This is a genomic window from Mycobacterium ahvazicum (assembly GCF_900176255.2).
Classification (GTDB): Bacteria; Actinomycetota; Actinomycetes; order Mycobacteriales; family Mycobacteriaceae; genus Mycobacterium; species Mycobacterium ahvazicum.
Map to the genome: position 1 here is coordinate 1,103,076 of NZ_FXEG02000003.1, position 20,142 is coordinate 1,123,217.

Below are 20,142 nucleotides of genomic sequence, written 5' to 3' on the forward strand. Positions count from 1 at the left end.
AGGTAAAGTCGTTTCGACGGCATCAGGGCTGTCCAATCACCGACCGCGCCACGTCACGGCGCTCAGACGTGAATAAATTTCCGGAAGAGGCCACAGCCATTTCTCGCGGATGAACCCGCACCGTCGACGCCGGCCCCGCCACGACGGCGCTGCGCTGCGCTACCTGGCCCAGTGGCGCAAATACGTCGAACTCACTGAACACCGAGCCCGTAGAGGCGAATTCAACCCCCACGCAGGCTGTCCATGTTGCGACGAACTCGCGCACGAGGACGGCCGCGGACAGCTCGAAAGCATGATGCGCAACGGTGGGCGGCGCGCTCATCGGCTGAGAGTGGCTGTCGCAAGACTCGACGAACGCTTCCGCGCGGCGACCGTCGAAAAGGGAACTGATGCTTGGCAATCGGCTCCCTGGTGGGAACGCCGCAAGGTATTAGAGCCGTAGCCCGAATTAGGTTGTCGTCAACCCTTTTAGCGCTTTGTGACCAGTCCGCCCGGTGGGTTTTCGTCCACGTCCTTGAGGATCAGCTCACGCACCGAGGTACGTGTTCCGTACGGTCGCAGCATGCTGCTGGCCGGCCGCGGGCGCACGTGCTGCGGCCACCAGAACCAGCGCCCGAGCAAGGTGGCCAGCGACGGTGTCATGAACGACCGCACGATCAAGGTGTCGAACAACAGGCCCAGCGCGATCGTCGTACCCACCTGGGCCATCACCCGCAGCGGGCTGAACGCGAACGTGGCCATGGTGGCGGCGAACACCAGTCCGGCGGCGGTGACCACGGAGCCCGAACCGGCCATCGCGCGGATCGTCCCCGTCTTGAGCCCGGCGTGGATTTCCTCCTTGAACCGCGATATCAGCAGCAGGTTGTAGTCCGAGCCCACCGCCAGCAGCAGGATGACCGCCATCGCCAGCACCATCCAGTGCAACTTGATCCCCAGGATGTACTGCCACAGGAGCACGGAGAGTCCGAACGAGGCGCCCAGCGACAGCAACACCGTGCCGACGATCACGCATGCCGCAACGGCGCTTCGGGTGATTATCAACATGATGACGAAAATCAGTGTGGCCGCGGCAATTCCGGCGATCAACAAGTCGATGTTGGAGCCGTCGTGCATGTCCTTGTACGTCGCGGCGGTACCGCCGAGGTAGACGTTGGCGCCCTCCCAGGGTGTGCCCTTGATCGCCTCGTGCACGGCCTGCTTGATCGGTTCGATGTGGCTGACGCCCTCAGGGGTCGCCGGGTCGCCTTCATGCGAGATGATCAACCGGACAGCGTGCCCGTCCGGCGAGATGAACTGTTTGAGACCCCGCGCAAAGTCCGGGCTCTTGAACGCCTCCGGCGGCAGGTAGAACGTGTCGTCGTTCTTGGATTTGTCGAAGGCGTCGCCCTGCGCGGTGGCGTTGTCGGCCTGCGCTTTCGCCTGGTCGTTGAGACCCTTGGTGATCGCGTAGTTCGACATGATCGTGTCGAGGTTGTGCTGCTGGCTCTCGATCTGCGGCGGGATCAGCGCCACCAGCTTCGGTTGGATCTGATCCAGCTTGTCCAGATTCGCGCTGAGGTTCACGATGTTCTCAGCCACCTGGTCGATGCCGTCGAGCGCGTTGAAGACCGACCGGATTGCCCAGCAGACCGGGATGTCGTAACAGTGCTTCTCCCAGTAGAAGTAGCTACGGATCGGCCGGAGGAAGTCGTCGAAGTTCGCGATGTCGTCACGCAACTTCTCGGTGATCTCCACTGTTTGCTTGGTGAGCCTGGTGGTTTCGTGCGTGGTGTTGCTCAGATCCTGGGTGACCTGCATCTGCTCATGCAGCGTTGCCATCGTCTTCTTGAGCTCGTCGGCCTGGTTCAGCAGGTTGCTCGCCTGCTCTTCCTGATAGTGCTGCGTCTGTAGCCGCGCCGCGGATTGTGCGCCCATCTGAAAACCGAGGGTGCTGTGGTCGAGCGGCGTGCCCAACGGCCGGGTGATGGTCTGCACTCGGCCGATACCGGGGATGTGGAAGATCGCCTTGGCGACCTTGTCCAGGACGATGAAGTCGGCCGGGTTACGCAGGTCGTGATCGGTCTCGATCATCAACAGCTCGGGATTCAGCCGAGCCTGGTTGAAGTGCCGGTCGGCAGCCGCGTAACCGACATTGGCCGGGGTGTCCGCCGGCAGGAAGTGGCGGGTGTCGTAGTCCGTCTTGTAACCGGGCAGCGCGAGCAGGCCGACCAATGCGGCGGCAATCGTCACCGCGAGAACCGGCGCGGGCCAGCGGACGATGGCGGTGCCGATGCGTCGCCACCCCCGGGTCTGCAGCTGTCGCTTCGGGTCCAAGAGCTTGAAGAACGACGCCACGGTCAGGATCGCCGGTGCCAGAGTCAAGGCCGCGAGGACCGCGACCAGCATGCCGACGGCGCAGGGTATGCCGAGGGAGGAAAAATAGGGCAACCGGCAGAAGCTCAGGCAGTACATCGCCCCGGCGATGGTTAGCCCCGAACCCAGCACGACATGCGCCGTGCTGTGGAACATCGTGTAGAACGCTTTCACGCGGTCTTCGCCCTGACCGCGGGCCTCGTGGTACCGGCCGACCACAAAGATCGCGTAGTCCGTTCCGGCGGCGATCGCCATTAGCACGAGCATGTTGTTGGCGAACGTCGAAAGCCCCATGATGCCGTAATTGCCCAGCGTCGCGACGACACCGCGGGCCGCGGCCAATTCGATGAAGACCATGACCAGCATGACCAGCATGGTGATCACCGACCGATAGACCCACAGCAGCATCACGATAATCACCAGGAAGGTGATCATGGTGACTGTCGCAACGCCCTTCTCACCCGCGTGCGACTGATCGGCAAACAGCGGACCCGCCCCGGTGACATAAGCCTTGATCCCCGGCGGCGCGGGTACCGATTCGATGATCTTGCGGACGGCGTCCGTGGATTCGCCGGACATGGCGCTGCCCATGTTGCCGGCGAGGTAAACCTGGACGTACGCGGCCTTCTGGTCGTGGCTCTGGGAGCCCGCAGCGGTCAGCGGATCACTCCAGAAATCCTGGATGTGCTGGACATGCTTCTTGTCCTGCTCGAGTCGCTTGACGATCTCGTCGTAGTAGCGGTGGGCGTCCGCCCCCAGCGGCTTGTCGCCCTCCAGCAGGATCATGGCAGAGCTGTCGGTATTGAACTCTTTGAACGTCGATCCGACGCGCATCATCGACTGGAAGGACACCGCGTCCTTGGGGCTCTGCGACACCGATTGGCTCTTGGAGACAACCTCGAGCTGCGGGGAAATGGTGTTGGTGACAAAGACGATGCCCAACCACACCAGGACGATCGGCAGCGCAAGCCGATGGATCATCCGCGGCAGGAACGGCGGGATCAGTGGCTGATCGACGCGCGGCGCGGGTGCCTCGGTGGTCTCGCTCATGCGGACTTGTCCAGGCAGTAGACGAAGGCATTCACCGTTTCGTTGGGGGGCGAGTGATTAGCGCCCTTGATCACAGCACCGCGCCCGTCATGGTTGTCCACAACGAATTGGCAGGCAATCCAACTCCCGTCTCCTTGCGCTACCAGGTTTGCCGGGATACCGGGCTTGGTTGAACTCAAGACTGTGCTCCAGGGCAAGGTGACGTTGAGGGCCTGCTGCGGATGGGAGTTTTCATCTAAGTAGTTGACGGTCGCCGTGCTGCCCGGTGAGCCCCAGACCTGGAGGGTGATGGTCTTGGCGTTGAACTGGTCGAGGACCTCGCCCGACGTGCCACCACCGAACGAACCGGCGTGGACCCCGAAGATTCCGTGCAGTCGGTACACCATGAAACCCGAGAGAGCGACGACGGCCACAATAGTGAGGACGAGCCAGAACCGGCTGAACAGGCCTTTTTTCTGGGCGCGCGGTGGACGGGGTTCTTCCTCGCCGCGTGGCGCAGCCTTGGGATCTCGCGACTCTGTCCATGGCTTGGTGGTCGTCATGGGCGCTTTCCTAACCAGGGACGAAGGCTACTCGGATTGCTTAGCTAAGAGTAAGCTTAGACGCTCTAACCTACACCGCGATGGTCCGGGCCTCATGTTGTGAATTATGAGTGTGATGCGCGAACGCCGTACTTAGCTTCCCGGCCTTTGGGCGCACGTTGACTCTAGCGAGGCCGCCCCACCCGGTGCTCCTGCACTCGCGGGTGGGGCGGCTCACAGGCGCGCGCGGGCCGCTGCCCTCGCTGGGCGGGTATTGCTGCATCTCGGCGAACTTGGAGGACACGCAATGAGCGAGGAAACGCAACGCCAACTCGGCTCGCACAACAGCCCGATCGAAGACAAGCTCGAAGATGCTTTCACCAGGATGCTGAGTGAGGGAGCGCAGCGCCTGCACCGAACCTGGCGCGGTCTTTTGGTCACCGGCTTCTTCGGCGGCACCGAGGTCGCGCTGGGCGTGCTTGCCTACCTGGCGGTCCTAGATGCCACCCACCGGCCGCTGCTGGCGGGCTTGGCGTTTTCGATTGGCTTCTTGGCCCTGCTGTTGGGCCACAGTGAGTTGTTTACCGAGGGTTTCCTGGTGCCAGTCACGACCGTGGCGGCCAAGCGCGCCAGCTTCGTTCAGCTATTCAAGCTGTGGGGAGGGACCCTGTTCGCGAATCTCGTTGGCGGCTGGGTAGTGATGTGTCTGATCATGGTCGGATTTCCTCAGCTGCGCGCCCAGACCGTTGAATCGGCGACCCACTTCGCCACCGCGCCGATGTCGGCGCAAACTATGTCGCTGGCCGTGCTCGGTGGTATGGCGATCACGTTGATGACCCGGATGCAGCACGGCACGGACTCGATGACGGGAAAGATCGCCGCGGCCGTTGCTGTTGCTTTCCTGCTCGCTGGTCTGCAGTTGTTTCATTCAATCCTGGACTCCCTACTGATTTTCGGCGCATTGATTACCGGTCGCGCACCGTTCGGCTATTTCGACTGGCTGACCTGGTTCGGCTACACCGTCGCTGGAAACATGTTGGGCGGGTTGCTGTTTGTCACTCTGTTGCGACTGCTGCGGAGCACGGATCGACTGCGGGAAGAACGAGCCGACGCCGAGGCCTCGTGACGGCCACCGCCTTATTCGTCCGGGCAGAATTCAGCGAGTAGCGGATGGCACCAACCGCTTTGCCAGGTACGGGGCCGTGCGGCTGTCCTTAGCGCGAGCCACCTCCGTAGGCGGACCCGCCGCAACGACGCGACCGCCGTCGCCGCCGGCTCCTGGCCCCAAGTCGATCACCCAGTCCGCGCCCGCGACCATCCGCATGTCGTGTTCGGCCACCACGACGGTATTGCCCGCGTCGACCAGGCGATGCAGTTGACGATCGAGCAAATCCACATCGGCGGGGTGAAGCCCGGTGGTCGGCTCGTCGAGGACGTAGAGGGTGTGTCCTCGCCGCGGCCTCTGCAATTCGGAGGCCAGCTTGATCCGCTGCGCCTCACCACCTGACAGCTCGGTCGCGGGCTGTCCGAGTCGGAGATATCCCAATCCGACCTCTCGCAACGTGGTCAGGCTGCGCGCAGCCTTCGTGACGTCGGCAAGAAAGTCCGAGGCCTCGTCGACGGTCATCGCGAGCACGTCGGCGATCGTCCGATCGCGGTATCGCACTTCGAGTGTCTCGTCGGAGTAACGCGCTCCTCGACACGCCGGGCAGGTGGCGTATGTGCCTGGCAGAAAAAGCAATTCGACCGAAACGAACCCCTCTCCCTGACAAGTGGGACACCGACCTTCGGCCACGTTGAAGGAAAACCTGCCCGCCGTCCACCCGCGGCGACGAGCCTTTGGGGTCGCGGCGAATTCGTGACGAACGGCGTCGAACAAACCGGTGTAGGTCGCCAGTGTCGAGCGCGGCGTGCGCCCAATCGGACGCTGGTCGACAGCAACCAGCCGATTGATCTGCTCGACACCTTCTGCCGTCACGCCGATGCTCGCGTCACGATCGAGATCGGCGATCTCGGTGTCGGTTTCGTCGTCGTCGCTTGCGGCCGGTTCGGCTGCGCGTCCGTTGCCGTGATGGCTGTTCACGACGTCGCCGAGGACCTTGACGACGAGCGTCGACTTGCCCGAACCGGACACTCCGGTGACCGCGCTGTACGCACCAAGTGGCAGGTCCACGTCGAGATCTTTGAGATTGTGAAAGGAGATCCCGCGCAGCCGCAGCCACCCGGACGGCGTCCGAGTTTGACGAGCCAGCGGCCTTGCCTCCTCGAATAGGTACCTACGAGTGACCGACTCCTCGATGTCGGCGAGGCCCGGCACCGGCCCGCTGTACAGCACGTCCCCGCCACACTCCCCCGCCCCGGGCCCCACGTCGACGACCCAGTCGGCACGGCGTACCACGTCCATGTCGTGCTCGACGACGAAGAGCGAATTGCCCGCGCGCCGCAGGCGATCCAGCACATCGAGGAGCGGCTCGGCGTCTGCGGGGTGCAGTCCGGCCGACGGCTCGTCGAGCACATAGAGCACACCGAACAGGCCGGCACGCAGCTGCGTGGCCAGCCGTAACCGCTGCAGTTCGCCCGGCGACACCGTCGGAGTGCGGCGACCGAGCGTGAGATAGCCGAGGCCGAGATCGATGAGCACCTGCAGGCGTGCCACGAGATCGGCCGCGATCATGGTCGCTACGTCCGTCAGCTCACCGGAGTTTGTTGACTCGTATGCAGCGGCGGCATCGGTCCGAGAAGCCGTCGGGCGCAATGTATCAGCGAGGTCGGTCAACGGAATCGCCACGTAGTCGGCGATCGTGCGCCCGGCGAAAGTCACCTGCAACGCCTCCGGCCGAAGCCCGGAACCGCCACATGTCGGGCACTCGACGCTGTCGACGAACTGCAGTACGCGGCGACGCATCATCGCGCTCTGGGAGTTGGCCAGCGTGTGGCGGACATGGCGTTCGGCGCTGGAGAACGTGCCGTTGTAGTAATAGTCGGCCTGCACAGGGTGCTGGCTGGGATCGATTTCGACCGTTGGCTGCTCATCGGTGAACAGAATCCAATCACGTTGCCGCTTAGGCAGTTTCCGCCATGGCCTATCGATGTCGTACCCCAGCGTGACCAGGATGTCCCGTAGGTTTTGGCCCTGCCACGCCCCCGGCCATGCGGCAACGGCGCCTTCGCGGATAGTCAGCGACGGGTCTGGCACCAGCGTCTCTTCGGTCACCCGATGGATTCGTCCCAGCCCGTGGCATTCGGGACACGCACCGACCGCGGTGTTCGGGGAGAACGCGTCGGAGTCCAGTCGTTCCGTGGTTCCCGGCGGGTAAGTTCCGGCGCGGGAGAACAACATCCTGAGCAGGTTCGACAGCGTGGTGACGGTGCCGACCGTCGACCGCGACGTCGCCGAACCGCGGCGCTGCTGTAGCGCGACGGCGGGCGGTAGTCCGGTGATGTCATCGACCTTCGGCGCCCCAGAGGGCAAGAGCAGGCGTCGGGCGTACGGAGCGACGGATTCGAAGTAGCGGCGCTGGGCCTCGGCGTAGATGGTCCCGAAGGCCAACGACGATTTGCCTGATCCGGAGATTCCGGTGAAGGCGACCAGCGCGTCGCGGGGCGCTACGACGTCGACGCCCCGCAGGTTGTGGACCCGGGTTCCGTAAACCCGCACGCAGGGGTCGACGTCGTCTGTGCTGCTGTAGGGCGTTTGTGTCATCGTGCTCAGGTCTGTACCCCCTGCCGCGGCTGTGCAAGCACGAGTGTTCGCTGCTCGACCAGGAGCCGGACGCCTCATCGTCCGCGTTGGCATTCCCGCCTTCTCGCCGAAGTGCTGCATCGACGCCCCATCGGCAAGCGCCGCCGACATAGCGGCATACCTTCAGTCGGCCACGCTCAACTCCCCTATCCAGGGAGTGTCAAACATCAGCCGAGCTCAAACAGCTTCGAGGAGTGTGGCCGGTCGGGCATCTCGATCATCGGGGTCTCGGCATCCTTGTTTGTCCAACCACAACGACTACCCGCGTTGAGGGGCAAGGCGTTTGAGCGCAAGTCCACCTTCAAAGGGCCGGTAGCCGAACGCGGCCGGGGCGCGATATCCGGTTTCTCCCAGCGACGTATGCACCTCTGCCACAGTCGGCCCGATTTCCGCTGCGATGGGTGCCAGCGCGTCGAGGTCGAAGCGATAGAGTCGAGCGGCGTTCTCGGCCAGAATCTTTCGGCATTCCTGCTCAGACCGGTCGTGCAGAGCCCACCGTAAGGCGAGCGTCGATTGGGGCGCAAATCCCTCTTCGTGCGGGTAGTCGCTTCCCCACAGGATGTGGTCAGCGCCGAGATAGTCGATCATCGGTGCGTCAAAGGGGCCCAATTCGCTGGCGAGGTAGCAGTTGCGCTGAACGTACTGACTGGGGGTCAGGGTCAGCTGATCGACCGAGGATCCGCCGAACATGCCATAGGTGCGGTTGCCCGCTGCGGTTTTCATCGTCGGGACCATCGCGTCAAGTACCGCCAGCTGCTGCTGCACCCACAGGGTGCCCTGCTCGGTGGGAGCGAACCGCAACGTGGGATAGCGTTCGAAAACCCCGGCCAATATCAGGTGTCCGAGGGTGCGCTGGGCCCACAGCGCCATCTCCGTAACGAGCACGGCGTTGGATGCCGGCTGATCCATCGGCATCACCGGACTTCCCGGACCGCCATGCTGCACAATGGTCAGATCGAGCTCACTGCACAACTGCCAGATCGGCTCATAGCGCGTGTGAAACAGCGGAGCGACATTGGGGTCTCCTGGCGATACCGGGGGCAGCAACACCCCTCCAAAACAGTCTTGCTGGTTGCCCCAACGGATTTCGCCTAGTGCCACGTCAACATCGTTGGGGAACACTTGGATCAACCCTCGTCGCCGCGCAGGTACCAACGAGCAGAAGTCGACCTGCCATCGGTTGTGGGCCTGCACCCCGGCCCAGCGGTGTTCAAACTCTTCTCGAGTCTGCGGCAAAGAGATGGTGATGTTGGGAGATGTCGGGAAGAAGGGGGGAACGGTGTTGGGCAGCAACAGCTCTGCTGCAACCCCGTCGCTGTCCATCTCTGCGATGCGCAACTCGTGATCCCAGTTGCGCTTCGCGGTGGCGACGATCAAGTCATCGAACGGACTCGCATAGTCCTGAGCCCATGAATCAAAATCATCATGCAGGGCTTGCGGCAGATACGACCTGTACGCTAGGAGGTCAGCTCCAGCATGAGTGTCCGTCGAGATGACGGTGTAGCGCGAAGCGGTCTCGGAAACGGTCATGAATCTCTCCTCGATGAGAAATGTGATACCGCTCATCGTCCTCCGCCGAGCGGCTCTACGCCGACGAATGTTTCGTTCAGCGGGATCACGGATGCCCGGCTCCACCTGAATCGATGGGTGGCTATGCGCCGCGAACACGCCGGCCGCGCACCTCTCGGCCCTCTGGGCGGCATCAGCGAAGCCGAAGCACCGGGTCGCCGGATTTGCTGATTCAAGCGATGCCGGTCTAAGTCGGATCGAACGCCGAAATAAGCCAGACGCCATGGACTTTGGTCAGACCCACCATCACGCTGCTGGCAGTCTGGACGGGTTCGGGCGCGTCTTTGCTCGTTGTGGTCTGATCGAGGAAAACCAGCACCCTGGCCGAGTCTGGGTGCAGTTCGGTAATGGCTGCGCGCTTTACCGTGGCCTGGGTGTTGACGGCCTTCGTTTTGGCCGCGGGGGCCACAATCTGTTCGGAAAACTTGCTGTAATAGGTCAAGAAGTCACCGGTCAGGCGTGATTTCGCCGCAGCCAGGTCGCCGTCTAGTTTGTCCGGCGTGTAGGACAAAAGCGCGACGGTGCCGTCGGTTGCCGCGCGGATCGCCGACGCCGCGGCGGCATCGTCGGCGTGCTGGTCGCTGCGAAATTGGCCGAAGTACAGCTCGGCGGTGACCGCGGCGGCAGCCACCAAAACCGACCCGATGATGAGCAGCGGCCAATGCGACATTGCCCGACGTAACCAACTGCGGCGCACGTCAACCGGCGCATCCGCCGAGGACCCCTTCGAACCGCCGCAGACGGCGTCGCCGGCTTCTGGGTCGCCGGAATCCGTTACCGTCTGCTCAACGGGGGTGATGTCGTGGTCCTCGACGTCTCTGATAGTCACGGAATGAACTCCATGCTCGACATCTTGATCTTCCCGTCGTCGCGGGCCAGCTTGAGGCTCAGCCGCCACGAGCGCGGCTGCTCGGAGGCGCCGGCGGTATTGATCAGGGTCGAGCGGGCGGCGACGAGCACGACCGCTGTGTCGTCAGTCATTGCCTCGACGGCGGCGTCTTGCACGGTCGTCTTGGTCGAGACCTTCGCGCTCTGGGCAACTTTTATGAAATCGTCGGCTGCGCCACGGAATTCGTCTCTGAACTGGCCGGTGGAACTGTCGATGATGTGCTGCACGTCGGCTTTGGCGGTGTCAGCGTTGATCGACATCAGGGTGACGACGACTTGTCGCGCCGCTGCGGCGAACTCCGCGGCTCGTTGTCGTTTACCGACTAGCTGATCGTGATGGTGGACCATCACAGCGCTCATAGCCAGAAGCGCTGCGGCACAAACTATTCCGATCCCGCCTAGCACTGTGGTTAGTTTCGGACGCGCCAGCCGACGGCTCTTCCACTTTGATGCGGCACGCCTGCGGCTTTTATCACCGGCCACCCCGGCGGTGGGGCTGATTTCTAGGTCGGCGACTTCGGCTGCGGCACAGGGGGCGTCAGCGCTCTCTTCGGCCTCGGGGTGTGCCGACTTCTCGTCGGCGCCGGCCTCAGCAATTGGCGGCGAGGCGGTGTCGGTGGTCTCAGCGCGTTGGCGTTCCCGGATGGCCCGGACGCGGGCACGCGCGGCGGCAGCGAGCGCTTCGGCTTCGACAGCTTGCGCCTCGGCGGCTTCAATGAGGTGGGCTTCGTCGGGCCGCTTCGAGTCGAGATCGACAGGGCTCACGCCACGAGTCGGAGACGAATTCGCCGGGGGCATATGCCGTCCTCTCTCCGTTTCCGCTGGCTGCAATGGGCGCTGCCCGGTCGTTGGGTTGATCTGAGCGGCGGACAGGAAACAAGGTAATTTCTTTTGAGGCGATCCTCGGCTGAGGTTCCCACTCAGTGAGCCGTCACTTGAGCCCGTCGTTCGGCGGCTCACCAGTGGCGCAGCGAACACAACGCGCCTTTGGCACCGTTGTTGGTAGCCACCACTGCACCGTCCACGGCAAGTTCGCAGTGAAAGTTTGGCGTGACTGGCGCCAACCCACTGGTCGCACTGACCATCGCCCACTGGTCAGGGGTGGCCAGCCAGACATCACGGGTCCACCGCGCGCTGGGACCCACATTGGCCTCGACCTTCGGGCTGAATTGGTAAGGATTGTGGCTGTATTCGGCCCAGCTGGCTGGGTCAGCGTCGCGGAAATAGATGTCTGCGGCGGCGGATCGCTCCGCGCTGACGGTGTAGGTGACCCGGTGCAGAGCCGGCGGATCAGCATGCGTAGCCGGTGTCGCCGCTGAGGCCATCGCCACGAACAATGTCGCCCCTAGCCCGCACTGCGCCAGGCGCCCGCCCGCACCTTTCACCATCGCCATGCCAGACGGTCTAGGTGTCGCCACGGACCCAGCGGGGGGCACCGTCAACCGACAGGCACGTGAGGAACAGGCCGTCGGGTGCCTGCGCGACCGAATTCTCGAAGCCCTCGCAGTTGGAGTTCTCATCCTTAACCCCCCACATCGGCGGCGAACGGAAGTATCTGGGCTCATAACGGCGCGGAGACCCGCAAAACACCAGCCGCCCCCACGAGGTGGTGCCGAACACGAAGTGGGTGGTATCCGAGCAGGGCGCGCCCAGCACCACCCCTCCGGTGATGCCTGGAGCGCAGAACGGGTCGTTACACGCCGACGGTTCGGCCCAGGCGCGCGCACCAGGGCACGCCCCGACGATCATCACCGTCAGCACCGCTGCTGGGATCGATCGGACCACGTGACGGCCAGCGGCCCTGGGCCCGGACGAGTCCGGATATTCCCGCTGCATGGGCAACTTCATCTGCTGGTCTCAACCTGTCTTGATGAGTTTGAACGGCATGGTGATGAACCATGTTTTGCTGCGCCCGCAGGCACCACTGATGCCGGTCGTCTCGTCGGCGCCGGTCAACACCGGTGACGCCGGATCGACGGCATCGCCGTCGGGGTTGGTGGGGGCAAACCTGAAGACCTGCAACCCTTGCGACGCGCTGCCATCCGGGCACGGCTGCCAGTTCTCGACGATGTGCTTGACGAACCACACACCGCCGGTCTGATAGATCGGGGCGCGCCAGCCCCAGTCACTGACCACCGTGCCGGTGCATTCAGTGGGATAGCTGCAGGTTGTGCTGATAGTCCAGATGCTTCTGATGCTGGCCTCGTTATGGAAGATTTCGTTGGTCTTGGCCCACTCTCCGTTGGACGTCGCGGTGTAGGTGCCGTTGAGGCCCCAGCCGTCGGCCGCGCAGGCTTGCGGCACAATCCCGCCGAGTGTGACGATGGTGACGGACCACAGTGAGAAAATCGTTACTCCCCGCAACGTGCGGATCGTTTGCGGCTCATAATGTTTGGTTCGATTACCCTCGGGTGGGCGCGTGCTCATGTCGGGAAAAGATCCTTCCATGATCGCGTTGCGGTGGTTGTGGCCAGATCCGACTGCCGATACACCGTGCCATCGGGGGCGGCATACCGACCCGTGCGTGGGTCGTAGGTCGCGATGGCCACCGACGGGCCAGATCCATGGCGTGTGAATGCGCTCGGCGCTGCGCCGGGCACCGTTGCGTCGGGGCTGGACTCCGGCGAAGGACCGGTTTGGGCCAGCGGTCCGGGGGCTGGATTCGGTTGCACTGCAACAGAAGTCGGTACTGGGATGCTGCCAGGTGGTGGTGCAGGCGCTAGAGGTGTGCCAGCGAGCGGTCCAAAGATCTGGTCTCCGAAGCTCACGCGATCATCGGGCGGAATGCCTTGTGCGATGAGGTTCGGATCGGTCGGGTAGGGGCCCAGGATGTGCTGGCGGATCGACAATGGCTCGAAAGGCTGGTCGCTGTCGCAGATTTCGACGGTCGGCGCGCGCTTGCCGGGATGCCCCATGCACGGGTAGTTACGGGCGCCCCGAACGCCGATGGGTGAATCCTGGGGCAGTTTGCAGTACAGGCCGTCCGGGGTGTCGATCACGGTGGTGTCCTCCGGTGATCGCCAGGCAGACGGTGGCAGGAATCCCACGGTGCATGCTGGCGGGTCACCGACGGTGAGAGTGAAGTCGCCCAGCGAGTAACCGGTGGGATTGTTTTTGGGCGCGCCGTAGGACTGGGTGGACGCGATCGTCGGCGGCAGCAACACCAGCAGTTGCTCGATCGAGGGGTGATAGGTGACGCCGACCTGGCCCAGGGTGGTCAGGTTCGCCAACAGCAGCGGCAGCGTCGGTTTGACCTCGTTGAACAGCCGCGACGCTTCGTCAGCGGCCCCGGGCGCGGTGCGCAGCAGTGTCCGTATCTGGGGGTCGTTGGTGACCAGTTGCTGGGTGATCCCGGCGAGGCGGCGCGCCCATGTGCGGATCGCGTCGCCGGACTGCGCCTGTCCGTCCAGCAGGGGCCGGCTGTCGTCGATGAGGTCTCGCGACCGCTCAGCGTTGGCGTTCATGTCGCCGATCAGCTGTGCGGAGGAGTCGAGCAAGGATCCGACGTCGTAGCCGGATCCGTTGAATGCTTTGAACGTTTCGTCGAGTAATCCGCTGATCTTGGTCTTGGGCACGCTGTTGACGAGCGTGCTGACTTGATCCAACATCGGTCCGACCGCCTGCGGGATTGACGTGTGCGCCGCGGGAATGACTGAGCCGTCGTGCAGGTAGGGCCCTGCGGCGGTGACAGGCTGCAAGTCGACATACTGTTCGCCGACCGCCGACACGCTGAGCACTGCCGCGCGTAGGTCGGCGGGGATTTTCGGGTTGGTGTTCAACGACAGTATGGCCACCGCGCCGGCACGCGTGGGCTGTACGTCGGTGACTTTTCCGACCTCCACCCCTCGGTAGGTCACGTTGGAAAACCGGTAGAGCCCACCGGTTCCCGGCAATTCCAGCGTGACGGTCATGCGTCCGACGCCCAGCAGGGTGGGCACCTGCAAGTAGTCGACGATCATGACGGTCATGCCGATGATCGAGGCGATCGTGAAGATGATCAGCTGGGTTCGAACTAAACGGGTCAACATCAGCGGTCCCCCACGTCTTGGGGCACGAAGTCACTCGGCGCCGGAATAGCTGCTGCGGTGTGCTGTGCAGGGATCGCTGGTGTGCCGGCGCGACCGGGCGGGCCGGCGTTCGCAGGCGTCGCCACCGCCGTCGGCGGCGCCGTGAGCGGGGCGTTGAGCGGATCCTTGGTGAAGGTGCTGTACCAGGGGTCTCCCGGCGCGGGCACCAGCGTGGCGCCCTCTTGCCCCCATCGGGTGCCCAGCAACAAACCTCTTTTGAGTCGCGGGATCGTGAAGTCGAAGGTGATGAACTCGTTCAAATAGTCGCCCCGGATCGCGCGGTCGATGAAGTTTTGTGGGTACGGATAGTGGGGCACGAACGCCAAAACGGTGTCGAGGCTGGGTCCGACGTCAGCGAGCGCACGTACGGTGGGCTCCAGGTTTTTGAGGTTGGTGACCAAATCAGCTTGCGTGGCGTTGATTAAGCCGGTGGCCGTGTTGCTGAACACCCGGAATTTATCCAGCGCGGTCGTGATTCGCGGCCGCTCTTTGATCAGGACATCCAGCGCGGGCGGAATCCGTTGCAGCGCTTGGGTTATGACTGGGCTTTGCCCGGACAAGGTGCCGGCCAAGGTGTTCAACGCGGTGATGGACGCGTTGATGTCGTCACGTTGGGTGTCCAACACACCGACGAAGTCGTTGAGATGGGTGAGCAGATCGCGGATCTTGTCTTCGCGGCCACCCAGTGCCGCGTTGAACTCGTTGATGAGCCCGCCGACTTTGCCCAGTCCCCCGCCATTGACCACAACCGACAGCGAGGACAGCGTCTGCTCGGTGGACGGGTAGGTGGTGGAGCGTTGCAGACCAATAGTCGCCCCGGGGGCAAGTCTGCCGGTGGGCGATTGGCCTGGCGGCGGGTTGAGTTCCAGATGCATCGAGCCCAACAAGCTGGTCTGACCGATCCTGGCGACTGCATTGGCGGGCACAACGGCATCGGGGTGTACCGAGATGTCGATGTCCGCGTGCCAGTCGCGCAGCTTCATCGTGCCAACGCTGCCGACGACGACGTCGTTGATCATCACCGGCGAATTGGACTCAAGGGTACCGACGTTGGCGATCTCGACGTGGTAGGTCACCGCGTCCGGACCGCGTCCGGCAGTCCCTGGCAGGGGCAGCGAATTCAGGCCGTCGAACGCGCATCCCGTCGCGGTGACCACAAGCCACGACGTGATCGCCGCAAGGCGGTACATCGGTGCAGATCCGATCACGGTGTCCCTCCGGCGGGCAGCAACATGTCGCGCAGGTTGGCCGCTCCGGGCAGTGGTGGCGCAACCGGGGCCGCCCCGGGGGGGATCGGCGCGCCCGGGAATAGTGCCGGGGAGGGGACTGCGGGTAATCCGTTGGGCGCGTAGGCTCCTGGCGGGCCTGGCGGCATACCCCATCCTGGGGGTGGCGGGATGTCGCCGGCGCCGGTGTAGGCCGACACCGCCGGCGGGTCGGTCGGTATCGGAGGGATCCCGCCGGGGCCGCCGGGGGCCAGGTTCGGATCGGAATACAACAGATTTTGCGGGCTCGGCGACTTGGCTAGGTACGCATTGAAGGGGATCGGCAGGTAGTTGAAGTTGATTACCTTCAGCGCCGGGCCGAGGTACTGTGCGCACAGTTTGGCCGTTTCGGTTGCGGTGGCGTTCTTGACGGCGCCGATCGCCGAGCACACCAGGGCCACCGGATTGGCGAAGTTCGACAGCGCAAAGGCGCCCCGAGCCGTTCCTGAGTCAGGGCTATAGATGTTGTAGCCGTTGGCGATTGCGTTGGGCGCCACGTGCAGAAGGTTTTCCACCGCCATGCGGTTGTCGGTAAGGTTCTGGGTAACGTTGGCCAGTCGCTGCAGCTGTTCTGCGGTCTGGTCTCTGCTTCCGGCGATGAATCGGCGCACCTCGTCGACCGCCGACGACAGGTTGGTCAACGCAGCATCGAGATCGGCGCGATTGCCGTCCACAACGCTGGTCAAGGTGGCGAGGCGGTCCTGAAATTCGACAATCTGCACGTTGCTGTCCCGCAGCGCGGTGACGAACACTTGAAGATTTTTGATGATGTCGACGATGTTGCCGCTGCCGTTGGCGAGGATGCGGCCTACCTTGGACAGTTGGGTGATGGCCTGGCGAAGTTTGTCGCCGTTGCCGGACATGGCGTTGGCGGCGCTGTCGATGAAGTGTCCTAGCGAGGTGGTGGAAAATCCGTTGGCGGGGCCCAACTCGGTGGCAAGGCGCATCAGTTGTGTTTTGACCTGGTCCCACTCGACGGGCACCGCAGTACGCTCCACGCCGATCACGGCCCCGTCGGCCATAGTGGGCCCGCTGGTTCGGTTGGCTTCGTAGGCCGGCGTTAGCTGCACATAACGGGCCGCGACCAGGTTCTGCGCTACGATCACGGCTTTGGCGTCGGCCGGGATCGGCACGTCGTCGTCGACGGCGAGTGTCATCTTGGCCTGGGTTCCCTGCGGTTCAATGGATGTGATGGTGCCCACCTTGACCCCGACGACACGTACCTCGTCGCCGGGATAGATGGCCGTGGCTGAACTGAAATAGGCGGTAATGGTCTTGGGTCCGAACACATTGTGATGCACCAGAAATGCGGTGCCGGCCACCAGAAGTCCCACCAACGCCGTCAGTAGCGTCTTGGTGAACAGTGCCTTATTCGCCTTCACGGTCATCGTCCTCCGGGAATAGCGTTGTGCGGCCAGGGGAATTCGGCCCGCGGCCCGGCGTTGTCGGGCGGTTGTCCTGCGTTGACGCCTCGGCGGAATCCAAAAGCGTAGTCCAAGAACGGCTGCAGGGCTTGTGCCGGGATCAGATTGCCGACAAAAGCGTTGTAGTAGAAGCCGTTGTTGACCGATTCTCCCTGCGTGACTTGGTATTTCGCCAGGCCGACGATCGCTTTGGCAATGTTGTCGCGGTTCTTTTCCAGCATCGCGGTCACCGAGTTGAGTTTGGTCAGCGTCGGCGCGAGTTCTTTTTCGTTGTCTGCGACCAGGCCCGACAGTTGTTGGGCAAGCGCAGAGGTGTTGGCGAGCAGGTTGACGATCGCGTAGCGACGTTGGTTGAGCACGCCCAACAAGTCGTTGGCGTTGAGCAGCAGGGTGTTGACCTGCTGGCTGCGGACCGACAGGATTCCGGTGAGGTCGGCGGCGCTCTTGAGCAGATGGGCCAACGATTCATTCCTGCTGTTCAACGATTGTGAGAGTCGGCTCAGTCCTTCAAAGGTGGGCCCTAATCGGGGCGTGATCCGCTCGATCGTTTCGGCCAAGGTGTCCAATGACTCGTTGAGCGTGGCGGTGTCGGTGGCGGCGGTGTTGGCGGTGAAGTCGCTGACGGCATCGGTCAACGAGTACGGCGACGACGTCCGGTTCAGCGGGATGACGTCGGAGCCGTGCATGGTGCCCGAGCCTGTGGGCTCGATGGCGAGCATCCGTGCCCCCAGCAGTGTGCCCGTCCTGATATGGGCGGTGGTGGCCGTTCCCAGGTGCACCGTCGCGTCGAGGCTGAAGGTCACCAACGCTTTGCCCTGGCTAAGCGCGACATCAGAGACCGCTCCCATTTTCACACCCGAGACCCGCACGTCATTGCCGGCCGTCAGGCCACCGGCCTCGCTAAACAGCGCCTGGTATCGGATGGAGGTCGCCATCGACAACAACTGTCGAGGCTGCAGCCCGATGATGATGACCAACACGACGAGCACGAAACCGATGAAACCAGACCGGATAAGTTGAGCACCACGGTATTTCAGCATCAGGGCTCCCCGCACCTTCCGGTGTTTTGGACGATCCACGGGAAGACTGCCGTGCGGCCCTGAAGGTCGGTGACCCGCAGGGAGATCCCGCAGAGGTACTGATTGATGAAGCTGCCGTAGGCGCCCAGTCGCACCAGTTTGCGGTAGTTTTCGGGTGCCTTCTGCAGTGAAAGGTCGAGCAGCGCTTTGTCGTTGTCGAGCAGTGGCGCCAGACGGTTGAGTTGGTCAACGGTGCCGGCCAGTGGGGGACGAGCCTGGGTAAGCAGATCCGACAAGGATGCGGTTCCGTGGTCCAGCGCGGTAATGGCGTCTGCGATGGGATCGCGGTCGCGCGCCAGGCCGGTGATGAGCTGCTCGAGGCGATCGATGGTGCCGGAGAATTTGTTGCCGTCTTGGGCCACCGTTGCGACCACCTCATTGAGGTTGTCGATCAGTTGCTGCACCACGTGCCCGTTGTCTGCCAGCGCGTTGGAGAACGACGACGTCTTAGCGAACAACGACTCCACGTCGCCGCTGCTGCCTTGCAGAATCTGGATCAGCGAGTTGGTCAGCGCATTGACCGCTTGGGGATTGAGACCCTGAACGACGGGTTTGAGGCCACCCAACAGCAAATCGAGGTCCAGTGCCGGCGCGGTGCGGTTGATGGGGATCTGTGATCCAGGTGGCTGAATCCCGGACGATCCGGGGGCATCGAGCAGTTCGAGGTACCGATCCCCCACCAGGTTCAAATAGCGCACCACGACTCGGGTGCTTGTGGTGAGCACGATTTCGCGGTTGGCGTCGAACCTCACCATCACGGTGTTATTCGGTTGCAGCGCAACGCCGTTGACTGTTCCGACGCGAATTCCGGCGGCGCGCACCGAGTCGCCGGATTTGAGGCTAGAGGCATCGCTGAACACCGCGGAATAGCCATTCGTGGAGCCCGTGCGGTATTGGCCGAGGATGGCGAACAGCGCAGCGGTCAAGACCAAGGTCACCACCGCGAACACCCCGAACTTCAGCGCAGTCCCACCGGCGTGCTTCATCCGGGCTGCCCCAGCTGCGGGGTGTTGCGCGGTGGCCCGTCGATCGGGCCGTACAGCATCTGCTTGAGACGGTCGGAGTTCAACAGAATTCCTTGGTTTCCGTACTGCGCTTGGTTCGCGTCGATGTCGGTGACCAAGTACGGCGGGCGGTGCCCAAATCCCACGTCCGGCAGGCCCATACACTGCGGACCCCCGGTGGCCGCGACCTTGGGGAGGTTCTGGGGATAGCGGTAGCGCTCGGTGCCCAGCAGAAATGAATCCAGCAATAAGACACCGGGCACCGGTAGGGGCGGGCCGGTGGCCAGCGGCTTGAGACCGCCCAGTGCGCAGGTGAGGGCCTGGTTATAGGTGTTGGTCAAGTTGGTGGTGGGGACCAGCAGATGAAGGGCGGCAGTGAAATGCTGTGCGTTGCTGGCAAGTACGTCGTTTCCGATGTCGGCTAACGCGATCGCGCTGACGAGCGCGGTGTCCAGATCGCGCTGCCGGTCCACGACCGTGTCGCTGAGCCGGGTCGAGTTCTGGATGGTGTTGACCAGATCGGGGGCCGCGTCGGCGTAGGCATTGATCACCTGCGGGGCGACCGCCAATTCATGGCTCAGCGTGGGAAGACTGGGGTCGATCTTGGCCAGCACCGAGTCCAGGTCGGCAAGTGTGTGGCCGAACTTGTCCCCCCGGCCACTGAACGCTTGGGCGAGCGCGCCGAGGGTCTCGTTGAGCTTTTCCGGCTCAATCTGGGATAGCACCGACACCAGTTGCTCAAATACCGTGTTGATCTCAACGGTGACATGGTCGGAGTCAAGTACTTGCCCGGCCTTCAGCGACTGCGGGGAGGGGTTCCGCGGCGGTATCAGCTGCACGAATTTCGACCCGAAGACGGTCGTCGATTCGATGTCGACGCCGGTGTTGGCCGGAATCAGGTGCAACCAGGACGGATTGATTGCCAGGTGAATCGCGGCCCGACCGTCCGGCAGACTCTCGATCGAGGAGACCTTGCCTACTTGTGCGCCGTGCAACTTCACCTTGGCATCGGGGTTCATGACTAAACCCGCGCGAGGCGATACCACGGTGACTGGAACGGATTCGATGGCACCGCCCTCAAACAACACGGCGGTCGCGGCGATGATCACGCCGATCACGCCGAGGGCAGCCAGACCCAGCAATGGGCGCACAGCGGAGTTCGACATCTGCTTTTGTCCCCT

The 20,142-nt window shown here is 63.4% G+C and carries 17 protein-coding genes; 1 reads left to right on the top strand and 16 read right to left on the bottom strand.

Annotation, left to right across the window (positions count from 1 at the left end):
* Window positions 1–22: 22 nt before the first annotated feature.
* From MAAFP003_RS17895 to MAAFP003_RS17905, 3 genes are all read right to left on the bottom strand, one after another.
* Complete coding sequence (locus tag MAAFP003_RS17895) at window positions 23–322, bottom strand: hypothetical protein (RefSeq protein ID WP_096289013.1); 300 nt, start codon at window positions 320–322, stop codon at window positions 23–25.
* 146 nt (window positions 323–468) lie between these two features.
* Window positions 469–3,402, bottom strand: a complete 2,934-nt coding sequence (locus MAAFP003_RS17900) for an MMPL/RND family transporter (protein ID WP_096289015.1) — start codon at window positions 3,400–3,402, stop codon at window positions 469–471.
* Window positions 3,399–3,944: an MmpS family transport accessory protein gene (locus tag MAAFP003_RS17905; RefSeq protein ID WP_096289017.1), complete on the bottom strand. Its 546-nt coding sequence runs from the start codon at window positions 3,942–3,944 to the stop codon at window positions 3,399–3,401. The genes MAAFP003_RS17900 and MAAFP003_RS17905 overlap by 4 nt, the downstream gene beginning before the upstream one ends.
* A gap of 286 nt (window positions 3,945–4,230) precedes the next feature.
* Here MAAFP003_RS17905 and MAAFP003_RS17910 point away from each other — a divergent pair, with 286 nt between their 5' ends.
* Entirely contained in the window at window positions 4,231–5,049 is an 819-nt protein-coding gene (locus tag MAAFP003_RS17910; RefSeq protein ID WP_096289019.1) for a formate/nitrite transporter family protein, read from the top strand.
* A gap of 30 nt (window positions 5,050–5,079) precedes the next feature.
* On the opposite strand, the gene MAAFP003_RS17915 is transcribed toward MAAFP003_RS17910, so the two are convergent.
* The 13 genes from MAAFP003_RS17915 to MAAFP003_RS17975 form a co-directional block, all read right to left on the bottom strand.
* A complete protein-coding gene (locus MAAFP003_RS17915; protein WP_096289021.1) occupies window positions 5,080–7,626 on the bottom strand; it encodes an excinuclease ABC subunit UvrA in 2,547 nt (848 codons plus the stop codon).
* A 297-nt stretch (window positions 7,627–7,923) separates the two neighbouring features.
* Window positions 7,924–9,195, bottom strand: coding sequence for an amidohydrolase family protein (locus MAAFP003_RS17920; protein ID WP_096291249.1), 1,272 nt, complete (start codon window positions 9,193–9,195; stop codon window positions 7,924–7,926).
* Between the two features lie 226 nt (window positions 9,196–9,421).
* Complete coding sequence (locus tag MAAFP003_RS17925) at window positions 9,422–10,063, bottom strand: twin-arginine translocation pathway signal (protein ID WP_243394113.1); 642 nt, start codon at window positions 10,061–10,063, stop codon at window positions 9,422–9,424.
* The gene (locus MAAFP003_RS17930) at window positions 10,060–10,887 is read right to left on the bottom strand and encodes a hypothetical protein (RefSeq protein ID WP_243394114.1); all 828 of its coding nucleotides are present in this window, start codon (window positions 10,885–10,887) and stop codon (window positions 10,060–10,062) included. The genes MAAFP003_RS17925 and MAAFP003_RS17930 overlap by 4 nt, the downstream gene beginning before the upstream one ends.
* A 191-nt stretch (window positions 10,888–11,078) precedes the next feature.
* Window positions 11,079–11,510 (bottom strand): hypothetical protein, encoded by a 432-nt coding sequence (locus tag MAAFP003_RS17935; protein ID WP_207768581.1) that lies wholly within the window; start codon window positions 11,508–11,510, stop codon window positions 11,079–11,081.
* 16 nt (window positions 11,511–11,526) lie between these two features.
* On the bottom strand, window positions 11,527–11,871 hold the full coding sequence (locus tag MAAFP003_RS17940; RefSeq protein ID WP_096291252.1) for a hypothetical protein: 345 nt from the start codon (window positions 11,869–11,871) through the stop codon (window positions 11,527–11,529).
* Between the two features lie 108 nt (window positions 11,872–11,979).
* Window positions 11,980–12,549, bottom strand: coding sequence for an Rv2253/PknI dimerization domain-containing protein (locus MAAFP003_RS17945; protein WP_243394117.1), 570 nt, complete (start codon window positions 12,547–12,549; stop codon window positions 11,980–11,982).
* On the bottom strand, window positions 12,546–14,150 hold the full coding sequence (locus MAAFP003_RS17950) for an MCE family protein (RefSeq protein ID WP_096289025.1): 1,605 nt from the start codon (window positions 14,148–14,150) through the stop codon (window positions 12,546–12,548). The genes MAAFP003_RS17945 and MAAFP003_RS17950 overlap by 4 nt, the downstream gene beginning before the upstream one ends.
* Entirely contained in the window at window positions 14,150–15,379 is a 1,230-nt protein-coding gene (locus MAAFP003_RS17955) for an MCE family protein (protein WP_096291254.1), read from the bottom strand. Before MAAFP003_RS17955 ends, MAAFP003_RS17950 begins: the two co-directional genes overlap by 1 nt.
* Window positions 15,380–15,393: 14 nt before the next feature.
* Window positions 15,394–16,842 (bottom strand): MCE family protein, encoded by a 1,449-nt coding sequence (locus MAAFP003_RS17960; protein WP_096289027.1) that lies wholly within the window; start codon window positions 16,840–16,842, stop codon window positions 15,394–15,396.
* A complete protein-coding gene (locus MAAFP003_RS17965) occupies window positions 16,839–17,918 on the bottom strand; it encodes an MCE family protein (RefSeq protein ID WP_096291255.1) in 1,080 nt (359 codons plus the stop codon). Before MAAFP003_RS17965 ends, MAAFP003_RS17960 begins: the two co-directional genes overlap by 4 nt.
* Window positions 17,918–18,943: an MCE family protein gene (locus tag MAAFP003_RS17970; protein WP_096289029.1), complete on the bottom strand. Its 1,026-nt coding sequence runs from the start codon at window positions 18,941–18,943 to the stop codon at window positions 17,918–17,920. The genes MAAFP003_RS17965 and MAAFP003_RS17970 overlap by 1 nt, the downstream gene beginning before the upstream one ends.
* A complete protein-coding gene (locus MAAFP003_RS17975; protein ID WP_096289031.1) occupies window positions 18,940–20,127 on the bottom strand; it encodes an MCE family protein in 1,188 nt (395 codons plus the stop codon). The genes MAAFP003_RS17970 and MAAFP003_RS17975 overlap by 4 nt, the downstream gene beginning before the upstream one ends.
* Window positions 20,128–20,142 lie beyond the last annotated feature (15 nt).